Source organism: Actinoplanes missouriensis 431 (assembly GCF_000284295.1).
Classification (GTDB): Bacteria; Actinomycetota; Actinomycetes; order Mycobacteriales; family Micromonosporaceae; genus Actinoplanes; species Actinoplanes missouriensis.
This window is the reverse complement of sequence record NC_017093.1, coordinates 786,290-807,716: the sequence shown is the minus strand read 5'-3', so window position 1 is coordinate 807,716 and position 21,427 is coordinate 786,290. Positions and strand designations below refer to the sequence as shown.

Sequence of the window (21,427 nt, the reverse complement as noted above, 5' to 3'; positions counted from 1 at the left end):
CGACGAACGACCCCGAACGCCCGAGGAGGGTGGGGGTGCGCTCCCAGCTTAGTCCGACACGCCGACAGACCGGGGAACGCGCGCCTTATCGCACAGCATGTCCGACATAGGCAGCGGCACGTCAGCGAGAGTCGCCTCTGCTTCTGGGATGCCAAGGGGGAGGCATTGTGCGGATCCTGCTGCTCGTGTCGGCGTTCAACGGGCTGAGCCAGCGTGTCTGGTGTGCCCTGCGGGAGGCCGGGCACGACGTCGGCGTGCTGCTGGCGACGAGCGGGCCGGACATCGTCGAGGGCGTACGCGCCGCGAACCCCGAGCTGGTTCTCTGCCCGTACCTCAAGGAACGGGTCCCGGCGCAGGTCTGGCAGCGCTGGCGGACCGTCGTGCTGCATCCCGGCCCGGTCGGCGACCGCGGCCCGTCCTCTCTGGACTGGGCAATCGCGGAGAGCGCGCCGACCTGGGGTGTGACCGCCCTGCAGGCCGTCCAGGAGCTGGACGCCGGTCCGATCTGGGCGACCCGCACCTTCGGCATGCCGGCCGCGCCGCCGCGCAAGTCGGCGCTCTACACCGGGCCGGTCTCGGACGCGGCCCTGGAGTGTGTCTTCGAGGTGGTGGCGAAGGCGACCGACCCCGGTTTCGTCCCGGTCCCGGCGGAGAACGCGCCGACCGAGGTCCCCGGCGCGCGGGCCCGGCCGCCGATGCTGCCCGGCGACCGGACATTCGACTGGTCCGAGCCGTCCGAGGCGATCCTGCGGCGGATCCGCGCCGGTGACGGATCACCCGGCGCGCGCACCGAGGTGGGCGGGCTGGACGTGTACGCGTTCGACGCGCACCCCGGGATGGCCCGCGGCGCCCGGCCGGGCACGATCCTGAGCCGCCGCCAGGGCGCGGTGCTCGTGGCGACCGGCGACGGCAGCCTCTGGATCGGGCATCTGCGCCCGGCCGCCGACGACGGGATCAAACTGCCGGCCACCACGGTCCTCGGTCCGCGGCTGCACGGCGTTCCGCACTCCACGGCCGGGCCGGCCGACGACCCGGAGACCCCGCAGGCGTACCGGCAGGTCCGGTACCGGCGCACCGGCACGGTGGGCTGGCTGCACTTCGACTTCTACAACGGCGCGATGGCGCCCGGGCATTCGCGGCGGCTGCTCGCCGGGCTGCGGCACGCGGTCGCGCAGGACACCCGGGTGCTGGTGCTGCGCGGCGGCACCGAGGTGTTCAGCCACGGCATCAACCTCAACGTGATCGAGGGGTCGGCCGATCCGTCCGGGGCGGCCTGGGCCGCGATCCGGGCGATCAACGACGTGTGCCGGGAGATCGTCACGTGTACTCGGCAGATCGTGATCGCCGCCTACGCGGGCAGCGCCGGCGCCGGTGGCGTGATGCTCGGACTGGGCGCGGACATCGTCGCCGCACGGGACGGGATCGTGCTCAACCCGTACTACGACATCGGTTTGTTCGGTTCTGAGCTGCACACCTTCACGCTGCCGCGCAGAGTCGGGGCGGACACCGCGCAACGCCTGATCGACGAGCGGCTGCCGGTGAGCGCGACGCAGGCGGCCGGAATCGGGCTGGTCGACGAGGTCGGGCCGCGACACCCGGAGGCGTACGCGGGATGGCTCTCGGCCCTGGCCGAACAGCACGCTGACCTGCGCGCCGTGCGCAAGCGGCGCGCGGCGAAGGCGAGGCGGCTCGCCGCCGAGCGGATTCCCCTCGACGTGTACGAGACGCGCGAGCTGGCCGAGATGAGCCGGGACATCTACACCGACCGGTCCGGTTTCGCCGCCGCCCGCCGCGCGTTCGTCCGCAAGATCCGGCCGGCCGAGACACCGCGTCACCTGCTGCTCGCCGCTGACCCCACCGGCGCCGCCGGGATCCGGCAGCGCGCCGCCGACGCGGGCCCGGCCACCGGTCCGCGCCCGGCATTGCGCCCCTCGGTACCGGTGTCGGCCTGACGGATGAGTGTGCTGCACACCCCGGACTCCGGGGCGACTCCCCCTGCCCGTTCACCGGCCCCGGCCGTTCCGGGGCAACGGCCTCCCACCGGCCGTGCCGCCATGCCGGACGACGAGATCGGCAGCACCCTGCTGCTTCCGGCCCAGTACGAGTACAGCGCGTACAGCGTGCTGGCCGGACCCGCCGACCCGATGCCGCCGGACGACTACCGGGTGCGGATGCGGCGCCTGGCCCGCCGCCGCCCGATCCGGACGGTGCTGATCACGCTCTTCGCCTTCGCGTTCGAGTCGACGTTCTTCGGCTGGCTGGTCACCTCGATCGAGGTGCCGGACCAGCGGCTGCAGACGATCCTCTACGCCGCCACCCTGTTCATGATCGCGGCGACCGCGACGATCGAGCTGTTCCGGCTGATCAACGTGGTGGCGCTCTGCCTCGCCACGCTCTGGGCGCGCGATCCCGCGCCGGTCGTGCCGGACACCGGCACGCGCGTCGCGTTCCTCACCACGATCGTGCCCGGCAAGGAGCCGATCGCCATGGTGGAGAAGACGCTGCGGGCCGCCCGCAAGATCCGGTACGGCGGGCTCCTCGACGTGTGGCTGCTCGACGAGGGCGACGACCCGGTGGTCAAGCTGATGTGCCGGCGACTGGGTGTGCGGCACTTCAGCCGGCGCGGGCGCGACGAGTACAACACCGGCGCCGGACGGTTCAAGGCGAAGACCAAGCACGGCAACTACAACGCCTGGCTGGACGCGCACGGCGACGACTACGACGTGTTCGTCTCGGTGGACCCGGACCACGTGCCGATGCCGAACTTCTGCGAGCGGCTGCTCGGGTACTTCCGCGACCCGGACGTGGCGTTCGTGGTGGGCCCGCAGATCTACGGCAACTACGACAACCTGGTGACCCGCTGGGCCGAGTCGCAGCAGTACCTGTTCCATTCCCTGCTGCAGCGGGCCGGCAACCGGCGCGGCATCGCCATGCTGGTCGGCACGAACAACGCGGTACGCGTCGCGGCCCTCAAGTCGGCGGGTGGCCTCGCCGACTCGATCACCGAGGACATGGCGACGAGTCTGGCGATCCACAGCACGCGTAACCCGGTCACGAACAAGCGGTGGAAGTCCGTCTACACACCGGACGTCCTGGCCGTCGGTGAGGGTCCGTCCTCCTGGACCGACTACTTCACCCAGCAGCACCGCTGGGCGCAGGGCACCGACGAGGTGGTGGTGCGCCGCTTCGCCCGGACCGCCTGGCGGCTCGGCCCGGCCCGCGCGCTGCACTACGCGCTGCTGATGTCGTACTACCCGCTGGCCGCCGCGGCCTGGCTGCTCGGCGCCGCGAACGCGGGCTGTTTCCTGCTGTTCGGCGCGAAGGGCGTGCAGGTCCCCGAGTCGGTGTGGCTGATGCTCTACGTGGACGCCGCGCTATTCCAGGTCGGCCTCTACCTGTTCAACCGGCGGCACAACGTGAGCCCGCACGAGGGGTCCGGCTCGTCCGGGCTGGCCGGGATGCTGGCGTCCACGCTCTGCACACCCGTCTACGTCTCGTCGTTCCTCGGCGCGGTGCTGCGCCGGCGGTCCGGGTTCGTGGTCACCCCGAAGGGCGACTCGGCCAGCCCGGACCGGTTCGCCACGTTCGCGCCCGGCCTGCGCTGGGCCGCCCTCTACGCGGTGCTGCTGCTCGTCGCCCCGTTTCTCGACCACGTCGACCCGGCCATGTACGCGTGGCCCGCCCTCAACCTCGTCATCTGCCTCACACCGACCCTGATCTGGCTGACCGGCCGGAGAAACCCGAAGGAGCCGCCCACATGAAGCCCCGCTCGCGTCCCACAGTCGTTCGCCGTCTGGTGAGCGGTCTGGCCACGCTGGCAGTGCTCGCCGTGGTGGCGGTGGCGAACCGGCCGATGGTCGCGGCCGGCGCCGAGGCGCTGCACGAGTACCAGATCAACCGGCAGTCCTACAAGGAGAGGTACGGGCACTGGGCGCGCCTGCCGGTGCCGCACGGGTTCCGGGTCAACGCCATCCACGCCGCGCTGCTGCACACCGGCAAGGTGCTGATCATCGCGGGCAGCGGCAACAACCGGGACGCCTTCGAGGAGGAGTCGTTCCGTACCGTGATCTACGACCCGGCGACCGAGCGGTTCACCGAGATCCCCACCCCGTCGGACGTCTTCTGCGCCGGGCACACGTTCCTGCCGGACGGCAATCTGCTGGTGGCCGGCGGCACCAAGTCGTACGAGGTGCTGGCCGAGGACGTCGAGCACGCCGCCGGGGTCATGAAAATCAAGAACGAGTCGCCGGACGGCGGTCCCCGGGTGTTCCCCAAGGGCACCGCGTTCGTCTCGGCGGCCGGCCTGGTCTACCGGACCCGGACCAAGGTGACCGTGCCGGCGGCGAAGAAGATGACCCACGGCGCCACCACGACGGTGCACGCCGGCGCGGCCGAGGTCTGGGTGGACGCGGCGGTCAAGGGTGACCGCGCGGCGGTCCAGGCGCCGGCCCAGTACCGGATCGACGGGCTGACCGGCGCGGACGCCCGGAACCTCTACGGGGTCGCTGACAAGATCACCCGGGAGAAGCAGGAGTACGGCGGCGACAAGACGTCGTACGAGTTCGACCCGGTCGCGGAGCGGTACGTGCGTACCGGAGATCTGCGTGACCACCGCTGGTACCCGACGCTGATCGGGCTCACCGACGGTGACGTGCTCGCCGTCTCCGGCCTCGACCAGTTCGGCCGGGTGCTGCCCGGCCGCAACGAGCGGTACCTGCGGTCGCAGCGCCGCTGGGTGGCCGCGCCCGAGCTGAAGCGCTACTTCCCCACCTATCCGAGCCTGCACCTGATGGCCGACGGGCGAATCTTCTACTCCGGCGCCAACGCCGGGTACGGCTCGGACACCGAGGGCCGCACACCGGGCGTCTGGGACGTGCGCCGCAACAGGTTCCGCGAGGTGCCCGGCCTCCGCGATCCGCGGATGACCGAGACCAGCTCGTCGGTGCTGCTCCCGCCCGCGCAGGACCAGAAAGTCATGATCTTCGGCGGGGGCGGGATCGGCGAGTCGGAGGAGTCCACCCGGCGTACCGGAATCGTTGATCTGGACGTGAAGTCTCCCGCCTACCGGCCCGGCCCGGACCTGCCGAAGCCGGCCCGATACCTCTCCACGGTGCTGCTCCCCGACGACACGGTGCTGACCACGGGCGGCTCGTCCGGATATCGCGGCGGGCGGTACCGGGGCGCCACGCGCAGCGACCTCTACAACGCGCAGATCTACCGGCCGGGCGACAACGCCTTCATCACCGCCGCCGACTCCACGGTCGGCCGCAACTACCACGCCGAGGCGATCCTGCTGCCCGACGGCCGAGTGATCACCATGGGTGGTGACCCGCTCTACGACCAGGCCGGGAAGGGGCCCGGCACGTTCGAGCAGCGGATCGAGGTGTTCAGCCCGCCGTACCTGTTCCGGGGCTCCCGGCCGGTGATCTACGCCGGTCCGGACACCGTCGCGCGCGGAGCGACCGCCCGGTTCGCCACCCCGGACGCGGGCCGGATCACCGCCGCCCGCCTGGTCAAGCCGAGCTCGGTCACCCACGTCACGGACACCGACCAGCGATCCGTGGCGCTCGACCTGAAGCGGTCCGGCGGCGCCGTCGAGGTGACCGTGCCGCGGCGGGCCGGGCTCGTGCCGTCCGGCTGGTACATGCTCTTCCTCGTCGACGCCGCCGGCGTGCCGTCGGTCGCGCGCTGGGTGCGGGTGCGCTGATCATGGCCCGGCACCTCAAGGTGACCGGCCGTCGCCGCCGTGCCGCCCTGGTCGCCGCCCTGGTGCTGGTCACCGCCGGTGTCCTGCTCCGGGACAACGAGCCGTCCCCGGCGGTCCGGGTGCCGGAGGCGACCACGACCGGGGCGCCGGCGCTCTACGTCGACCCGACCGGCGCGGCCGCCGATTACGTGCGGCGCCTGGAACGGGCCGGGCGGACGGCCGACGCGGCGGTCCTCCGGCGGATCTCGGACCGGCCGGCGGCCACCTGGTTCACCGACGCGCGGCCCGGTTACGGCGACCGGGCACGGCAACTCGCCATCGCCGCGGGACGGGCCAACCGGCTACCGGTCCTCGCGTTCTACTTCATCCCGCAGCGGGACTGCGGGAATCACTCGAAGGGTGGTGCGCCGAGCGCTGACACGTACAAGAAATGGATTGCGACGTTGACCCTGGCCCTGCGCGGGCTGCGCGCCTTGGTGATCCTGGAGCCGGACGCGGTGGCCCACACGGTGCGCGGATGCCTCACCGGACGCGCCGCGCAGCAGCGGCTCGCCCTGCTCAGCTGGGCCGTCGCGACGCTGCGGACCGAGCCCGGCGTGCGGGTCTACCTGGACGCCGGGCACCCCGGCTGGATGCCGGCCGCCCGGATCGCGCCGGCGCTGCGGTCCGCCGGGGCGATGCGCGCGCACGGTGTGGCGCTCAACGTCGCCAACTTCCAGACCACTAACGACAACATCAGGTACGGGACAGAGCTGTCCCGCCTGCTCACCGGACGCCACTTCGTGATCGACACCAGCCGCAACGGCAACGGACCGGTCACCCGGGGCACGGCCGAGCGGCGCTGGTGCAATCCGCCCGGGCGGCGACTCGGCACACCGCCGACGCTCGTCACCGGGCATCCGCTCGCCGATGCGTACCTCTGGGTGAAACGGCCCGGAGAGTCCGACGGCGCCTGTGGCCGCGGCGCGCCGCGGGCCGGACGCTGGTACCCCGCGTACGCGATGGCACTAGCCAGGTGAGCGCGTGCGCGCGATACGCGCATGAGACTCTTGACTCAATCCACCCCCGGTCGGGGGTACGCCGATACGATCGGCGAAGTCGGGACAGCGCCGTCCTGGAGCCATCCGTTCTAAGGAGCGCCCCGATGACAGAGCCGCCTGCCCATCTCGACCGCGAGGGTTCGGACGCAGCCCTCCGTGCCGACATCCGCCGGATCGGCACGCTGCTCGGGCAGACCCTGGCCCGCCAGGAAGGCCGGCCGCTGCTCGACCTGGTCGAGGAGATCCGGGCCCTGGTCCGCCAGGACGCCCCGGCCGCCGCCGACCGGCTTTCCGCCATGGACATCACCACCGGCACGAAGCTGGCCCGCGCCTTCTCCACCTACTTCCACCTGGCCAACATCACCGAGCAGGTGCACCGCGCCCGCGACCTCCAGCGCCGCCGGGCCCGTGACGGCGGATGGCTGGACCAGGCCGCCGCGCGGATCTCCGAGAAGGGCGTGCCGGCCGAGGAGATCGCCGCGGCCGCCCGCCGGCTCGCGGTCCGCCCGGTCTTCACCGCGCACCCGACCGAGGCCGCCCGCCGCTCGATCCTGTCGAAGCTGCGCCAGGTCGCCGACTCGCTGGACGCCGAATCGGCCGCCGCGGCCCTGTACGGCGCGACCGACACCACGGTCTCCACCAAGCGGTTCGCCGAGCTGATCGACCTGCTCTGGCAGACCGATGAGCTGCGCCTGGACCGGCCGGACCCGACCGACGAGGCGCGCAACGCGGTCTACTACCTCAAGGACCTCTACGCCGAGGCCGCACCGCAGGTGCTCGACGACCTCGCCGAGACGCTGCGCCGGCTCGGCGTGGAGACCGCGCCCACCTCACGGCCGCTCACGTTCGGCACCTGGATCGGCGGCGACCGCGACGGCAACCCCTTCGTCACCCCGAAGGTCACCCGCGACGTCCTGCTCATCCAGCATGAGCACGGCATCCAGGCCACCGAGAAGGCGATGGACAAGCTGATCGACGAGCTGTCCGTCTCCCGGCGGCTGCGCGGCGTCTCCCTGGACCTGTCCGCGAGCCTCGCCCAGGACCTGGACAACCTGCCGGAGATCGCGGCCCGGTTCCGCCGGGTCAACGCGGAGGAGCCGTACCGGCTGAAGGTCCGCGCGGTCAAGGCGAAGCTGGCGAACACCCGGGCCCGGCTCACCAACAACACCCCGCACGTGCCCGGCCGCGACTACCTCGGCAGCGACGAGCTGATCAGCGACCTGGAGCTGATGCGCGCCTCGCTTGCCCGCAACTCCGGCCAGCTGCCCGCCATCGGCATCGTCGCCACCGCGATCCGCCAGGCGTCCGCGTTCGGCCTGCAGCTCGCCACCCTCGACGTGCGCGAGCACGCCGAGAAGCACCACGAGGTGCTGCAGCAGATGTACACGCAGGTCGGCGAGATCGACGACTACGCGACGCTGGACCGCAGCGACCGGACCAAGCTGCTCGCCACCGAGCTGACCGGTCGGCGCCCGCTCTCCAGCGCCGACACCCCGCTCACCGACTCGGCCCGCAAGACCTTCGACGTGTTCAACACGATCCGCGAGGCGCAGGACAGCTTCGGGCCGGACGTCATCGAGACCTACATCATCTCGATGACCCTCGGTGTCGACGACGTGCTGGCAGCGGCCGTGCTGGCCCGCGAGGCCGGCCTGGTCGACATCCACACCGGCCGGGCCCGGGTCAACATCGTTCCGCTGCTGGAGACGCCGGCCGAGCTCGACGCCGGTGGCGACCTGCTGGACGAGATGCTGTCCCTGCCGGCCTACCGGGAGATCGTCCGGGCGCGCGGCGACGTGCAGGAGGTCATGCTCGGGTACTCGGACTCGAACAAGGAAGCCGGCATCACCACCAGCCAGTGGCGCATCCACAAGGCGCAGCGGTCGCTGCGTGACGTGGCCGCCCGGCACGGTGTGCGGCTGCGCCTCTTCCACGGCCGCGGCGGCACCGTCGGCCGCGGCGGCGGCCCCACCCACGAGGCGATCCTGGCCCAGCCGTACGGCACGCTCGACGGCGCCATCAAGGTCACCGAGCAGGGCGAGGTCATCTCCGACAAGTACACCGTGCCGGCCCTGGCCCGGGAGAACCTGGAACTGACCGTGGCGGCCGTCCTCCAGGCCACCCTGCTGCACACCACGCTGCAGGTCGACCCGGTCCGGCTCAAGGTCTGGGACTCGGTCATGGACACCGCCTCGGACGCGGCGTTCACCCAGTACCGGTCGCTCGTCGAGAACCCGGACCTGGCCGCGTACTTCTGGGCGGCCACACCGACCGAGCTGCTCGGCGCCCTGAACATCGGCTCCCGCCCGGCGAAGCGCCCCAACGCGGACGCCGGCCTGAGCGGTCTGCGGGCCATCCCGTGGGTGTTCGGCTGGACACAGACCCGGCAGATCGTGCCCGGCTGGTTCGGCGTCGGCACCGGCCTCGCCGCGGTCCGCGCCGCCGGCCTCGGCAACGAACTCGACGCCATGCACGAGAACTGGCAGTTCTTCCGCACGTTCCTCTCGAACGTCGAGATGATGCTGGCCAAGACCGACCTGTCGATCGCCCGGCGCTACGTCGAGACCCTGGTCCCCGAGGAACTCCACCCGATCTTCCACAAGATCGAGCGGGAGTACGAGCTGACCGTCCAGGAAGTCCTGGCGATCACCGGCGGCACCGAGCTGCTCTCCTCGCAGCCCGAGCTGTCCCGGACGCTGGGCGTGCGGGACACCTACCTGGAGCCGCTGCACCACCTGCAGGTGGCGCTGCTGCGTCAGTACCGCGACCTCGACGACGCGGGCCGCCAGATCCCGACGGCGCCGGGCGCCCGCCGAGGCCCGTCCGACTCGACGGCCCTGGAGCGTGCCCTCCTCACCACCGTCAACGGCATCGCCGCCGGCATGCGCAACACCGGCTGACCCATCAGGTACGCGACGAAGGGCTCCCGGTTCCGGCCGGGAGCCCTTTTCCGTCAGGTCAGCTGCTGTTCCGACTCGGTCAGCCACTTTCGGTACCAGCCGGCGAAGGTCAGCGGCCGGCCGTCGTCGCCCAGGACCGGGGAGAAACCTTGGTCGTCAGCCCGGTCGTCGGCCCACATCTGCCCGCGGGACGGGCCGCTCACCACGAGCGCCTCGCGCAGCGCGCAGCCGTGGTGGCATAGGTAGATCAACCCGACCGAGTGCGCCGGGCTGAACGCGACCCGGTCGTGCAGCTCCCACCAGGACTCCTCGGCGTCCCCGCCGTCGTCCTCGTCCGGCTGCTCGGGCAGCTCGTCCACCGGGTTGAACGCCTCGGTGTGCGGGAACGGCTGGGCGAGCGTCGCCTGATCGGTGATGTCCGCGCCGTCGCCCTCCCACTCCCAGCGGTCGGCGGCGCGGCGCAGCGGGAACAGGCCGTAGGCCGGGCCGGCGCCGCCTCGGCTCACCTCGCGCAGGAACGAGCGGTACTCCCCCGGCAGCTCGACGCCGAGCTGCGCCTCCAGGGCGGTCAGCTCGGCGTCGGTGAGTGGCGGCTCGAGCAGCCCCTCGTGCCACCGCCAGCCGAACGCCCGGTCCAGGCCGGGGCGGGCGGCGAGGGCGGCGACACGCGGCCGGACATCGGTCCAATCGATCTCCATCACGGCGGGCACACTATCGCCCCCCTCCGACAGAATTCCGGGGCGGAACAGCGCGCCCCGGGCGGGCCAGCAGCCCGCCCGGGTGGGCTGTCAGCTCGTCTCGCCGGCCAGACTGAAGCTGCCCAGGCGGTTGATCGCCGCCAGCGTGCAGGCCACCACGAACACCACGCTCATCACGATCGCCGTCGTGACGCCCACCTGGGACTGCAGGATCGTGGTCGGTTCGAGCTTGTCGGCGATGGTGATGACGTACTGCTCGATGGAGAGCACCCGCGTCCCGCTCAGGAAGCGCCCGAGCAGCCCCTCCCAGACCAGGATGTAGACCAGACCGAGCAGAACCGGCCGGCGGGTCAGCAGGCTGAGCAGCAGGAACAGCGCGGAGTACGCGAAGGCGCCGACCACCGCCGCCACCGCCAGGGCCAACCCGAACGTGGCCGAGTCGGCCAGGACGCCCGCCACGAAGAGCGGCACGGCCGAGGTGACCGCGGAGGCGCCGGCGGCGACCATGTACTTCGCGAGGATGATGTCGCGGCGCGGCAGCGGCTTGGTGAGGATGTGCACCAGCGTGCCGTCGTCCACCTCGGAGCCGAGGACGCCGGTGCCGACGATCAGCGAGACCACCGGGAGGACCACGGCGAAGCCGAGGCCGACGATGACCGCGGCACCCCACTGGTCGGCGTCGATGTCGTACGCCCGGCAGATCGCTGCCAGGCCGATCAGCAGCAACGGGAGCGGGAGCAGGATCAGCGCCCGGCGCTGGCCGAAGAGCCCGCGCGCCGTGATCAGAGCGACGGTGGACATCAGGCCTCCAGCAGGTAGGAGAAGACGCTCTCCAGGGACTCGTCGGACGGCACCAGCTTGTGCAGCCGGATGCCCTGGTCCAGGGCGATGCGCGGCAGCGCGCGGGTGAAGCTGCCGTAGTCGGACGCCCGGACGGTCATGCCGCCGCCGGACTCGATCTCGATGCCGCTCACCGATTTCTCGCCGATCAGCGCGACGGCGAGCCGCCGGTCGTCGGAGCTCTGCACGGCGAACACGTGCGGGCGGTTCGTCATCAGGCGACGGATCTTGCGGTAGTCGCCGGAGGCCGCGAGGCGGCCCGCCACGATCACCTGAACCAGGCCGGCGACCTGCTCGACCTCTTCCAGGATGTGCGAGCTGAACAGGATGGTGTGCCCGCGGTCGCCGAGCGAGTGCAGCAGCTCCATCATGTGCATCCGCTGGCGCGGGTCCATGCCGTTGAACGGCTCGTCGAGCAGCAGCACGCGCGGGTCGTGGACCAGAGCGGCGGCGACCCGGGTGCGCTGGCGCATGCCCTTGGAGAAGGTGCCGATCCGCCGGTCGGCGGCCCCGGTCATCTCGACCAGCTCGAGCGCGCGCCGGGCGGCGCCGGCCGGGTCGGGCAGTTTCTGCATCTTGGCGCAGGCCAGCACGAACTGCTCGGCGGTGAGGAACGAGTGCACCGCTTCGCGCTCGGTGACCAGGCCCAGGTCGCGGTAGACGGCCGGGTTGCGCCAGGTCGGCTTGCCCTCGATGGTGACGGTGCCGCGGGACGGCGCGAGGAATCCGGCCATCATGTGCAGCACGGTGGTCTTGCCGGCGCCGTTCGGGCCGAGCAGGCCGGTCACGCCGCTGCCCAGCGACATGGTGATGTCGTTGACCGCGACGACGTTGCCGTACCAGCGGGTCACGTTGGTCAGCTCGACCACGCCGGTGCCGGCGCCGGTCTGGGGCTCGATGGTCTGGGTCGTCACAGCGAGGCCACCTTCCGGTATCGGGCCAGCAGCAGCAGGAGGCACGCGGCGATCAGGCAGAACGCCTCGATGGCGTAGACGGGTCCGAAGTCGCCGATCGGGATGCCCATCTCGTCGTCGGCGCTGCCGGAGATCCAGGTGCCGACGCCGGAGACCAGCGTCATCGGGCTGGCCAGGCCGGCCAGGTGGTTCGCCGTGCTGGAGGTCAGGATGCTCAGCACGCCGACCACCGGGGTGGTCAGCAGGAAGACGGCGACGATGCCGCCGGCCGCGAACGCCCGCTTGCCGGTGAGCGACGCGATCAGCAGGCCGATGCCGCTGAACAGCAGCGCCCAGAGCAGGCTGTAACCCCAGCCGGGCGCCAGGTCGAGGAACTCGTTCCAGACGCCTTTCGCCCCGTCGTCCGTGGTGAACGCGGCGCCCAGGAACATGATCAGCTGCGGGATGCCGAGGAGCAGCCAGACCGCGCTCGCCATCGCCAGGTATTTCGCCGTCACGTAGTCGGCGGCGCGCAGCGGGCGGCTGAAGTAGAGCGGCAGCGTGCCGGACTTGATGTCCCGGGACATCAGCTCCGGCGCGAGGATCGCGACGAAGAAGATGATCAGCCAGGCCATCTGGTCGTCGAACTGCGTGTACGTGAAGATCACCTGGTTGAGCTGGGACCGGACGGCCGCCAGGATCACCGCGACCAGCAGCATGATGCCGGCCACCAGCCAGGGGAAGATCTTCGCCTTGGCCGAGCGGCCGAAGCCGAACGCGGCGCGCAGGCCGTGCACGTAGAGCGCGAGCAGTGCCGCACCCCGGCCCAGCCGTACGCCTTCGTACCGCTGATAGCCAATGTCGTGGATGACGCCGGCCTCAGACATCGGCGGTCTCCTTCGCGGTGAAGAGCTCGGCGACGCGGTGCCGGCGCTGGTCCAGGCGGTGCAGGGAGAGGTCGAGCTCGGTCACCGCGTGCAGGATCCGGTCGTAGGCGGTCTCCGAGTCCATCGGCACGAGCAGCATCCGCCCGTCCCGGGTCACGGCCATGCCCATCCCGGCCAGGGCGGCGGCCAGCTCATCCGTACCCTCACTGACCTCGACCGCGAGCACATCGGAGGCCGCGGTCATGCTCGAGATCCGGTCGGCGCGAAGCAGCCGGCCGCCCTCGATCGCGATGAGCGAGTCACAGATGCGCTCGACCTCGCCGAGCAGGTGCGAGCAGACGACGACGGAGATGCCGAACTCGGTGCCGATGCGGTGCACAAGCGCCAGCATGGCGTCGCGCCCGGCCGGGTCGAGGCCGTTGGTCGGCTCGTCAAGCAGCAACAGGTCGGGGTCGTGGACGAGCGCCTGGGCCAGCTTGACCCGCTGCTTCATGCCCGTCGAGTAGCCGCCGATCTGCCGGTACCGCTCCTCGTAGAGGCCGACGTGCCGCAACGCCTCGGAGGCACGCTCGCGCGCCGCGGTGCGTGGCAGGCCGCTCATCCGCCCCAGATGGGTGACGAACTCGGCAGCCGAGACGTCCTGCGGCAGGCAGTCGTTCTCCGGCATGTATCCGACCCGCGCACGGACCCGGTCGGTCTGGGTGACCGGGTCGAGGTCGAACACGCGGACCGAGCCCGCGCTGGGCGCGATCAGCCCCAGCATGATTTTGATGAAGGTGCTCTTGCCGGCGCCGTTGGCGCCGACGAGCCCGATGACTCCGGCGTCGACGTCAACGGTCAGGTCGGCGAGGGCGGTCACCCCGCCCCCGTACGTCTTCGTCAGCGCCTGCGTAGCGATGATGGTCACGGCCTCAGCCTAGAAAGGCGACGCACCCCGGGGTATCCGGAAGTAACCCTGATGACTCTCAGGGTCTCTCAGCTTCCCCACAGGAAACGACCGGAGACAGAAAGCGACCGGAAGACGGGGAACTCAGCTGACCGCCACCTGGAACACCGGCAGCCGCCCCAGCCGCCGATATTCGCGCAGCGCGGCCGGAGTGCTGTCGACCGACGAGTCCTGCCCCTTGTGGTTGGCGGGCGTCTCGAAGTGCACCATCGCCTTGATGCCGGGGAAGCGGCCGATCTCCCGGCCCACCTCGCGGTAGAAGTCGGCCATGTGCCCGGGGTTGCGCTTGGAGAACCAGACACCCCACTCGGCGACCATCAGCGGCTTGTGCGGATGCCTGGCGCGCACCCAGTTGTAGAAGCCGGGCCAACCCGGTTTGCTCGCCGAGCGGCGGTTGAGCAGCTCCTCGAAGTCGCCGTGGCCGTAACCGGGGTCGCTGTAGGAGTACGTGTCGAAGCCGATCCAGTCGACCACGTCGTCACCCGGGTACATGTCACTGAACCAGCTCTTGGTGGTGTGCGGGACGTAGGCCATGTGGATCAGGACGGTCACCACGTTGTGCGCGCCCTTGGCCCGCAGCCGCTTGACCACGTGCCGGAACATCGCGGCGTAGTCCCGAGCCGTGTATCCGGAGCCGGTCCTCTCCCGTACCTGATCCTCGGCCTCGTGGTGGATCGCGAAGAAGAACCGTTCCCGGTAGTTCTTGCGCAGGTGCTCGGCGAGCCGGTCGAGGAAGGCGTCGGTGCGCCGGTCGCCCTTGGCGATCTGCGCCCAGGTGGTGGTCTCCGGTTTCCAGTTGAGCAGCAGGATCCGCTTGCGGCCGTGTTCGCGGGAGATCGCGATCTCCTGCTCGGTGGGGAAGACCTGGTTGATCCCGCTGTGGTAGGCGTGGAACACCGCCTGGTGCCGCCCGGTCTTGCGCTCGAACTCGTGCAGCGCCTGCACACCGCGGGCCTCGGTCTTCGCGCCCGGCGCCACCCCCCAGAGCACCCCGCAGGTCGGCACGAGCCGGGCGCCGGTCCGGCACTTCTTGCCCTCGGCCCGGTTCGCCGCCCGCGGCTGGTGCCGGACCGGCACGCCGCCGAGCAGCTGGGTGCCGGAATTACTCAGAACCGGTTTCCGGTACGGGGGGAGCACGCCCCCCGACGCCCCGCCGTCACCGGGAGTCCCGGCGGATCCGGGCTCCGGCTCGTACGCCGGCGGTCCCAGTGGCGCGAGTGTGCGGGGCAGTGGCGCGTCGGCGTCCGGCACGACGATCCGCGGCTCCCGGGGCGGCTCGTGCCGCAGCCCGAGCTGGTCGATGCCGCCGGTCCAGGCCCATGCCAGGGTGACCGTCACCGACATGGCGAAGGCTGTGGTCAGGACTGCCCTGTGCACGAGTCGGCTCCGGTTCTGTCTCACAAACAGGCAGTATCAGGCGATCGGCGCAATTTGTCCAGAAATGACGCGATTTAACCGGATCCCCGAGTTAAGTCGTTTTGGCCGCTCCTGCGGCCCGTCTCGTAAGAAGATCCGCAGAAGAGCGAGAGCCCGTCTCGACCCACTCGATCGAGGCTGCGAAACTGTCCCCCAAGTCTGCTGCAGGGGGATGCGAAGGTGAATGGATCGGTACTGCCCGAGGATGTGCTGCGGGACGCCCCGTCCTTCACGCCGCGCCCGTACGAGTTGGCGGACCTCGAACTACTGCTCTCCGGGGCGTACGCACCACTGACCGGGTTCCTCGGCCGGGCCGACCTGGCCTCGCTGAGCCGGACCGGCCGTCTCGCCGACGGCACTCCCTGGCCGGTCGCGGTCACGCTGGAGGTCCCCGGCGAGCTGGCGCAGACCCTCGACCTGCGCGATCCCGGCCGGCGCACGGTCGTCCTGACCGACCCGGAGGGCGCGCCGGTCGCCGCCATCGACGTCACCGACGCCTGGCAGACCGGGGTCAACCGGTTCGGCATCGGCGGCCCGGTGCGCCGGATGGGCGACGGCGGCCATGGCCCGTTCCAGCGGCTGCGGCGCACCCCGGGCGAGGTGACCGCGCTGCTTCCCCCCGGACGGGTGCTCGGTGTCATCGCCGACCGTCCGCTGCACCGGCCGCAGCTCGCCCAGATCGCGCACGCCGCGCGCACCCTCGCCGCGCACCTGCTGATCCTGATCCCGGTGAGCGGCCCCGGACCGGACGGCCTGCCACCGGAGTCGCTGGTCCGCTCGATCTTCGCGGCCCGTGACCGGATGCCACCGGCCACCGTCGTCGCGGTGCCGCTGCTGCCGCACGGCGACGAGATGCGGGACGCCCTGCTGCGCGCCCGGGTGGCCCAGGCGTACGGGGTGACCCACGTCCTCTCCACCGGCGAGATGCTCTCCGGTGCCGGGGTGCGCGTCCTCGTCCCGCGCGAGCTCGCCTACGACAACCGGGACGGCCAGTGGCGCTGGCGCGACGACATCCCGCCGCGCAACCGCCGCCTCGCGATGTCCCCGGCCGAGATCGACGACCTGCTGGACCGCGGCTTCCCGCTGCCCGAGTGGCACACCCCGCCGGCGGTCGCCAAGGAGCTGTCCCGGGTCCGGCCGCCGCGCCGGCACCGCGGGCTCGTGGTCTTCTTCACCGGCCTCTCCGGCTCCGGCAAGTCGACGATCGCCCGCAACCTGGCCGACGCCATGCGGGAGAACGGCGAGCGGACCATCACCCTGCTCGACGGCGACGTGGTGCGCCGCGAGCTGACCGCCGGCCTCGGCTTCAGCAAGGCCGACCGGGACCGCAACGTGCGCCGGATCGGCTGGGTGGCGGCCGAGGTGGGCCGGCACCGGGGCATGGCCGTGGCCTGCCCGATCGCCCCGTACGAGGAGGCCCGGGCGGCGGCCCGGCGGATGGCGGCGGAGGCCGGCGCCGGGTTCGTCCTGGTGCACGTGGCCACCCCGCTGGAGGTCTGCGAGCGCCGCGACCGCAAGGGCCTGTACGCCCGAGCCCGCGCCGGTCAGCTGCGCGGGATGACCGGGATCGACGACCCGTACGAGGTGCCGGTGAACGCCGAACTGACCATCGACACCACCACGATGACCGTGCCCGACGCGGTCGAAGTGGTGCTCGCATACCTGATCGAGAACGGCTGGGTGGAGCCCAAACTCACGTAGGCCCATCACTCGCGGCGGGAGTGCGGCGTTACCCCTCTGGGGCGAAACGCCCGAAACACTCCTTTACCCGGAAGGGCCGCCGAACTCTGATGGAAGCGCCTCGTCCTGCGTCCGCCGATGTCTCGCAATACCTGGGCGCGTTCCGCCGTCACTGGTGGATCGCCCTGGTCGCGACGGGGGCCGGCCTTGGCGCGGGCGCCATCTTGGCGCAGACCATGCCCAAGGTGTACGAGTCGTCGACCTCGGTGCTCGTCCAATCCGTCGACCAGGACACCAACGCGCAGGGCGGCCGGACCAAGGGCGCGGTCAACCTGGACACCGAGGCCCAGCTGGTCGGCTCCGGCGCGGTCGCGACCCGAGCCGCCGCCCTGATGCGCTCCGGGACCTCGCCGATCGAGCTGGCACGCTCGGTGTCGGTGCAGGTTCCGGCGAACACCACGGTCCTCGTGATCACGTTCCAGGCGGACACGCCCCAGGCGGCACGGATCGGCTCGCACGCGTTCGCCGAGGCGTACCTGCGCAACCGGGACGAGACCGCGCGCGCCCAGCTGGACAAGCAGATCCGGTCGCTGAGCCTCAAGGTCAAGCAGCTGACCGGGGCGCTGACCGGCCTGAACGCGAAACTGGCCGTCGCGGCGCCCGGCAGCTCCACCGAGAGCAACCTGCAGAGCCTGCGGAACAACTCGCAGAACCAGCTGAACTCGCTGACCGGCCGCCTGAACGAGCTCACCACGACGATGGTCGGCGGCGGCACCATCATCAGCGACGCCCGCCTCCCGGAGCGCCCGACCAGCCCGAACACGCTGCTCAACGTCGGCACCGGCGGCATGATCGGCCTACTGCTCGGCCTCTGCTTCGCCTACCTGCGGGAACGCTTCGACAGGCGGCTGGTCACCGCGGCCGACGTGCGGGACCGGGGCCGGGTGCCGGTGCTGGCCGTGCTGGACGAGCGGAGCACGCCGCACTTCGACGACGTGGTGCAGCCGTACGGGCCGGGCGGGCGGGTCTTCAACCGCCTCCGCAACGAGGTTCTCGCCAGCCTGCGCGAGGGCGACCAGATCATCGTGGTGACCGGGATCAGCCGGGGGTCGGCCAGCACGCTGGTGGCCGCGAACCTGGCTGCGGCGCTGGCCCGTACCGGCAGTGATGTGATCCTGATCGGGGCGCACCTGCCGGACAGCGTCGTCGATGCCGCGCCGCTGGCGCGGATGCTCGGGGTCTCCGCCCTGCCCGGGCTCTCCGACCTGCTGGCCGGGCGGGCGTCCCTGTCGCGCACGCTGCAGCGGACCCCGCGCATCCCGTCGCTGCGGGTGATCACCACCGGGGGCGCGGCCACCGCCGCCGGGCTGATGCAGTCGCAGCGCCTCAAGGACACCCTGTCGGCGCTGCGCCAGCAGGGCGGATACGTGGTGATCGAGGCGCCGTCGACGAGCAGCAGCGCCGACGCGCAGAGCCTGGCGAGCCTCGCCGACGCGGCGATCCTCGCGGTCGAGCTGCGCCGCTCCCGCCGGCCCGCCCTGATCGACGCGACCGAGCAGCTGCAGCGGGTCGGCACCCGGCTGCTCGGCGCCGTGGTGATGCCGAAGCTCGCCCCGATGAAGCCCGGCGACTTCGTGGCGCCGGCCGTGACGCTGACCCCGCAGCCGGTCGACGAGCCCACCCAGAAGCTCCAGTTCGCCGGATCGCCGCGTCAGCGCCCGGCCGAGGCGGTCGCCGACGAGACCGCGGTCATCGAGAAGATCGCCAGCGACGGCGACGAGAAGTGACGACGGTCGCGGCGGCTCCGCTCGCCGGACCGGCCGCCCGCAGCGTCAAGAACCGCTCCCTGCCGGCCTGGCCGGTCGCCGGCATCCTGCTGCTCTACCCGCTCTGGTGGGCGCTCGGCCTGGGCGTGCTGATCTTTCCGCTGATGGCGGCGCCGATGCTGTTTCTGCTGGTGCGCCGGCGGGCCGCGGGCCGGCCGCTGCGCCTGCCACCGGGTTTCGCCTGGTGGGCGATCTTCCTGATCGCGGCGGTGGTCAGCATCGCCGCGCTGGGCGCGGACCCGACGGGCACCGTGGTGGAACGCGCGAGCGACAGGCTGCCGGCCGTCGTCTACAAGCTCTCGATGTACCTGTCGCTGACCGTGCTGCTGCTCTACGCCGGCAACCTGACCGAGGCGGAGCTGTCCCGCCGGCGCCTGGTGCGGCTGCTCGCCGGCATGTTCGTGCTGACCGTGGCGGGTGGCCTGCTCGGCATGGTGGCCGGCACGTTCGAGTTCACCTCGCCGGTCGAGTGGGTGCTGCCGTCCGGCGTACGCAACAAGGGGTTCATCAGGTCCCTGGTGCACCCCTACGCCGCGCAGATCATGGATCTGGTCGGTGGTGAGAAGCCGCGCCCGGCCGCGCCCTGGGGTTACACCAACACCTGGGGCAACAACTTCTGCCTGCTGGCCGGATTCCTGCTGGTGGCCGCGTGGGCGAGCCGCAGCGCCGGCAAGAAGGCGCTGGCCCTGCTCTGCCTCGCCATCTCGGCCGTGCCGGCGGTGGCCTCGCTCAACCGCGGCCTCTGGATCGGGATCGGCGTGCTCGTCGTCTACGTCGCGATCCGGTACGTGCTGGCCGGCCGCATCTGGATCCTCGGGGTGGTGATCGCCGCCGCCGGTGCGCTGGCCGCCGTGCTGACGGCCACCCCACTCGGTGACACCGTGCAGGCGCGACTCGACAACGGCAAGTCCAACGGCGTCCGGTCGTACCTGATCGAGAGGGCCCTGGACGGTTTCGCCGAGTCACCGGTGATCGGATACGGCGGCACCCGGGACACCCTCGGCGGGCGGAACTCGATCGCGGTCGGGGAGAGCGCGGGCTGCGAGCGTTGCGGCAACTTCACGGTCGGCGGCAACGGGCAGCTCTGGCAGCTGCTCTACGCGCACGGCGCGGTGGGCACGGCCGGATATCTCGGTTTCTTCGGGTACGGGTTGTGGCGCTTCCGCCGTGACCGGAGCGCGATCGGGGTGGCCGCGAGCGGTGCGCTCGTCACCTCGTTCTCGGCGATGCTCTGGTACAACTCCCTGGTCACCCCTCTGGCCTTCATGGTTCTGGCGTACGCGCTGCTCTGGCGCGACTGGATCGAGGGGAGCGACCACACATGAGTCCCGTGAGGACGGCGCCGGCGGAACTGACCGCCGACGACGCGATGCTGCGGACCCAGTACCTGAACGAGGTTCTCGGGCTGCTCTATCCGCCACCGTGCGACACCGAGGGCGGAGCTCTGCCTTCCCGCGGGGGAAAACCCATGAAGAACCCGGGGGTGCCGGTGATCGCCGAATACCTGGTGGTCCCGAATGCGCGGCGGCCCCGGCTGCTCGTGCCCTCGCTGAACCCGGCGGTCGCGGCCGCGGCGGTCCGCAGGTACGCCGAACCCCAGTCCCGCCTGGCCCGGCTCAAGCGCGACGCCGTGGTGGCCGCCGTGCACACCCGTGCCACCGGCCTGCTGTTCCGCGACCGGATCCGGGTCACCGGCCCGGCGTCGGCGGGCATCGACGGATACCTGAGCGACGCGCTGCGCCGCGACCTCGCGGTCAGCATCCACATCGGCCCGGCGCGGGCCAACCGCAAACCGGTGTTGCAGCTGCTCACCACCGAGGGCGAGACGTTCGCGTTCGGCAAGCTGGGCACCGGCCCGCTGACCAGGAGCCTGGTCGGTGCGGAGACCGCGGCGCTGCAGCGGCTCGGTGCCGGCGGGCTGACCAAGGTGGCCGTGCCCCGGGTGCTGCACGCCGGGCAGTGGCGTGGCCTGCAGGTTCTCATCCAGTCGGCGCTGCCGGTCTGGCTGCCCCGGGCACCGCTCAGCGAGCGGCGGCTGACCGCGGCGATGGTCGAGGTGGCGGGCTGCCAGGGTGTCACCTCGGGGCCGCTGACCGGCAGCCGGTACTGGCAGCAGCTGCAGGAACGGCTCGCCGCGGTGGCCGACCGGCCGGAGGGCGCCGGGCTGGCGGCCGCGGTCGGTGTGCTCGCCGCCCACTCCGGTGACACCACGCTGCGGTACGGCGCCTGGCACGGCGACTGGGCCCCCTGGAACATGGCGAGTCTCGAGCACGCGCTGCTGGTCTGGGACTGGGAACGGTTCGCCACCGGGGTGCCGCTCGGCTTCGACGCGGTCCACCACGAGCTGCAGAAACGCATCCAGTCCACCGGGGACGCCCGGGCCGCGGTCGAGGCGACCGTACGCCGCAGCGACGAGTTGCTGGCCCCGTTCGGCGTCGCGCCGGTGTCCCGGGAGATCACCGCGCTGCTCTACCTCGTCGACCTGGCCGTCCGTTACCTGACCGACCGGCAGGCGGAGGCCGGCGCGCGGCTCGGCGTGCTCGGCACGTGGCTGCTGCCGGTGCTGATCCGCCGCGTAGAGGAGCTCTAGACAC

At 71.7% G+C, this 21,427-nt stretch carries 15 protein-coding genes; 9 read left to right on the top strand and 6 right to left on the bottom strand.

All coding sequences use genetic code 11. The annotated features are described in order from the left end of the window. The first annotated feature begins 167 nt into the window (after nt 1-167). From AMIS_RS03805 to ppc, 5 genes are all read left to right on the top strand, one after another. Entirely contained in the window at nt 168-1,952 is a 1,785-nt protein-coding gene (locus tag AMIS_RS03805; protein WP_014440867.1) for a hydrogenase maturation protein, read from the top strand. Between the two features lie 102 nt (nt 1,953-2,054). Continuing rightward, on the top strand, nt 2,055-3,761 hold the full coding sequence (locus AMIS_RS03800; protein WP_014440866.1) for a glycosyltransferase family 2 protein: 1,707 nt from the start codon (nt 2,055-2,057) through the stop codon (nt 3,759-3,761). After that, nucleotides 3,758-5,707 carry a radical copper oxidase GlxA gene (gene glxA / locus AMIS_RS03795; RefSeq protein ID WP_014440865.1) on the top strand — a complete coding sequence of 650 codons (1,950 nt, stop codon included), beginning with the start codon at nt 3,758-3,760 and terminating at the stop codon, nt 5,705-5,707. Before AMIS_RS03800 ends, glxA begins: the two co-directional genes overlap by 4 nt. A 2-nt stretch (nt 5,708-5,709) precedes the next feature. Continuing rightward, complete coding sequence (locus AMIS_RS03790; RefSeq protein ID WP_014440864.1) at nt 5,710-6,726, top strand: glycoside hydrolase family 6 protein; 1,017 nt, start codon at nt 5,710-5,712, stop codon at nt 6,724-6,726. A 125-nt stretch (nt 6,727-6,851) separates the two neighbouring features. Further along, complete coding sequence (gene ppc / locus AMIS_RS03785) at nt 6,852-9,647, top strand: phosphoenolpyruvate carboxylase (RefSeq protein ID WP_014440863.1); 2,796 nt, start codon at nt 6,852-6,854, stop codon at nt 9,645-9,647. Between the two features lie 53 nt (nt 9,648-9,700). Here the strand turns inward: ppc and AMIS_RS03780 are convergent, their stop codons facing one another. From AMIS_RS03780 to AMIS_RS03755, 6 genes are all read right to left on the bottom strand, one after another. After that, nucleotides 9,701-10,345, bottom strand: coding sequence for an SMI1/KNR4 family protein (locus AMIS_RS03780; protein WP_014440862.1), 645 nt, complete (start codon nt 10,343-10,345; stop codon nt 9,701-9,703). 90 nt (nt 10,346-10,435) lie between these two features. After that, the gene (locus tag AMIS_RS03775; RefSeq protein ID WP_014440861.1) at nt 10,436-11,146 is read right to left on the bottom strand and encodes an ABC transporter permease; all 711 of its coding nucleotides are present in this window, start codon (nt 11,144-11,146) and stop codon (nt 10,436-10,438) included. After that, entirely contained in the window at nt 11,146-12,099 is a 954-nt protein-coding gene (locus AMIS_RS03770) for an ABC transporter ATP-binding protein (protein WP_014440860.1), read from the bottom strand. The genes AMIS_RS03775 and AMIS_RS03770 overlap by 1 nt, the downstream gene beginning before the upstream one ends. Next, a complete protein-coding gene (locus AMIS_RS03765) occupies nt 12,096-12,965 on the bottom strand; it encodes an ABC transporter permease (RefSeq protein ID WP_014440859.1) in 870 nt (289 codons plus the stop codon). Before AMIS_RS03765 ends, AMIS_RS03770 begins: the two co-directional genes overlap by 4 nt. Then, entirely contained in the window at nt 12,958-13,872 is a 915-nt protein-coding gene (locus AMIS_RS03760; RefSeq protein WP_014440858.1) for an ABC transporter ATP-binding protein, read from the bottom strand. The genes AMIS_RS03765 and AMIS_RS03760 overlap by 8 nt, the downstream gene beginning before the upstream one ends. A 123-nt stretch (nt 13,873-13,995) precedes the next feature. Then, nucleotides 13,996-15,288 carry a glycoside hydrolase family 26 protein gene (locus tag AMIS_RS03755; protein ID WP_041829540.1) on the bottom strand — a complete coding sequence of 431 codons (1,293 nt, stop codon included), beginning with the start codon at nt 15,286-15,288 and terminating at the stop codon, nt 13,996-13,998. A gap of 219 nt (nt 15,289-15,507) precedes the next feature. Here AMIS_RS03755 and cysC point away from each other — a divergent pair, with 219 nt between their 5' ends. The 4 genes from cysC (at nt 15,508) to AMIS_RS03735 (ending at nt 21,423) form a co-directional block, all read left to right on the top strand. Then, entirely contained in the window at nt 15,508-17,028 is a 1,521-nt protein-coding gene (cysC, locus tag AMIS_RS03750) for an adenylyl-sulfate kinase (RefSeq protein WP_014440856.1), read from the top strand. Nucleotides 17,029-17,117: 89 nt separating this feature from the next. Continuing rightward, complete coding sequence (locus AMIS_RS03745) at nt 17,118-18,794, top strand: Wzz/FepE/Etk N-terminal domain-containing protein (RefSeq protein WP_014440855.1); 1,677 nt, start codon at nt 17,118-17,120, stop codon at nt 18,792-18,794. Further along, nucleotides 18,791-20,158, top strand: a complete 1,368-nt coding sequence (locus AMIS_RS03740) for an O-antigen ligase family protein (protein WP_014440854.1) — start codon at nt 18,791-18,793, stop codon at nt 20,156-20,158. The genes AMIS_RS03745 and AMIS_RS03740 overlap by 4 nt, the downstream gene beginning before the upstream one ends. Then, nucleotides 20,155-21,423 carry a hypothetical protein gene (locus tag AMIS_RS03735; RefSeq protein WP_051041810.1) on the top strand — a complete coding sequence of 423 codons (1,269 nt, stop codon included), beginning with the start codon at nt 20,155-20,157 and terminating at the stop codon, nt 21,421-21,423. The genes AMIS_RS03740 and AMIS_RS03735 overlap by 4 nt, the downstream gene beginning before the upstream one ends. The last annotated feature ends 4 nt before the right edge of the window (nt 21,424-21,427 follow it).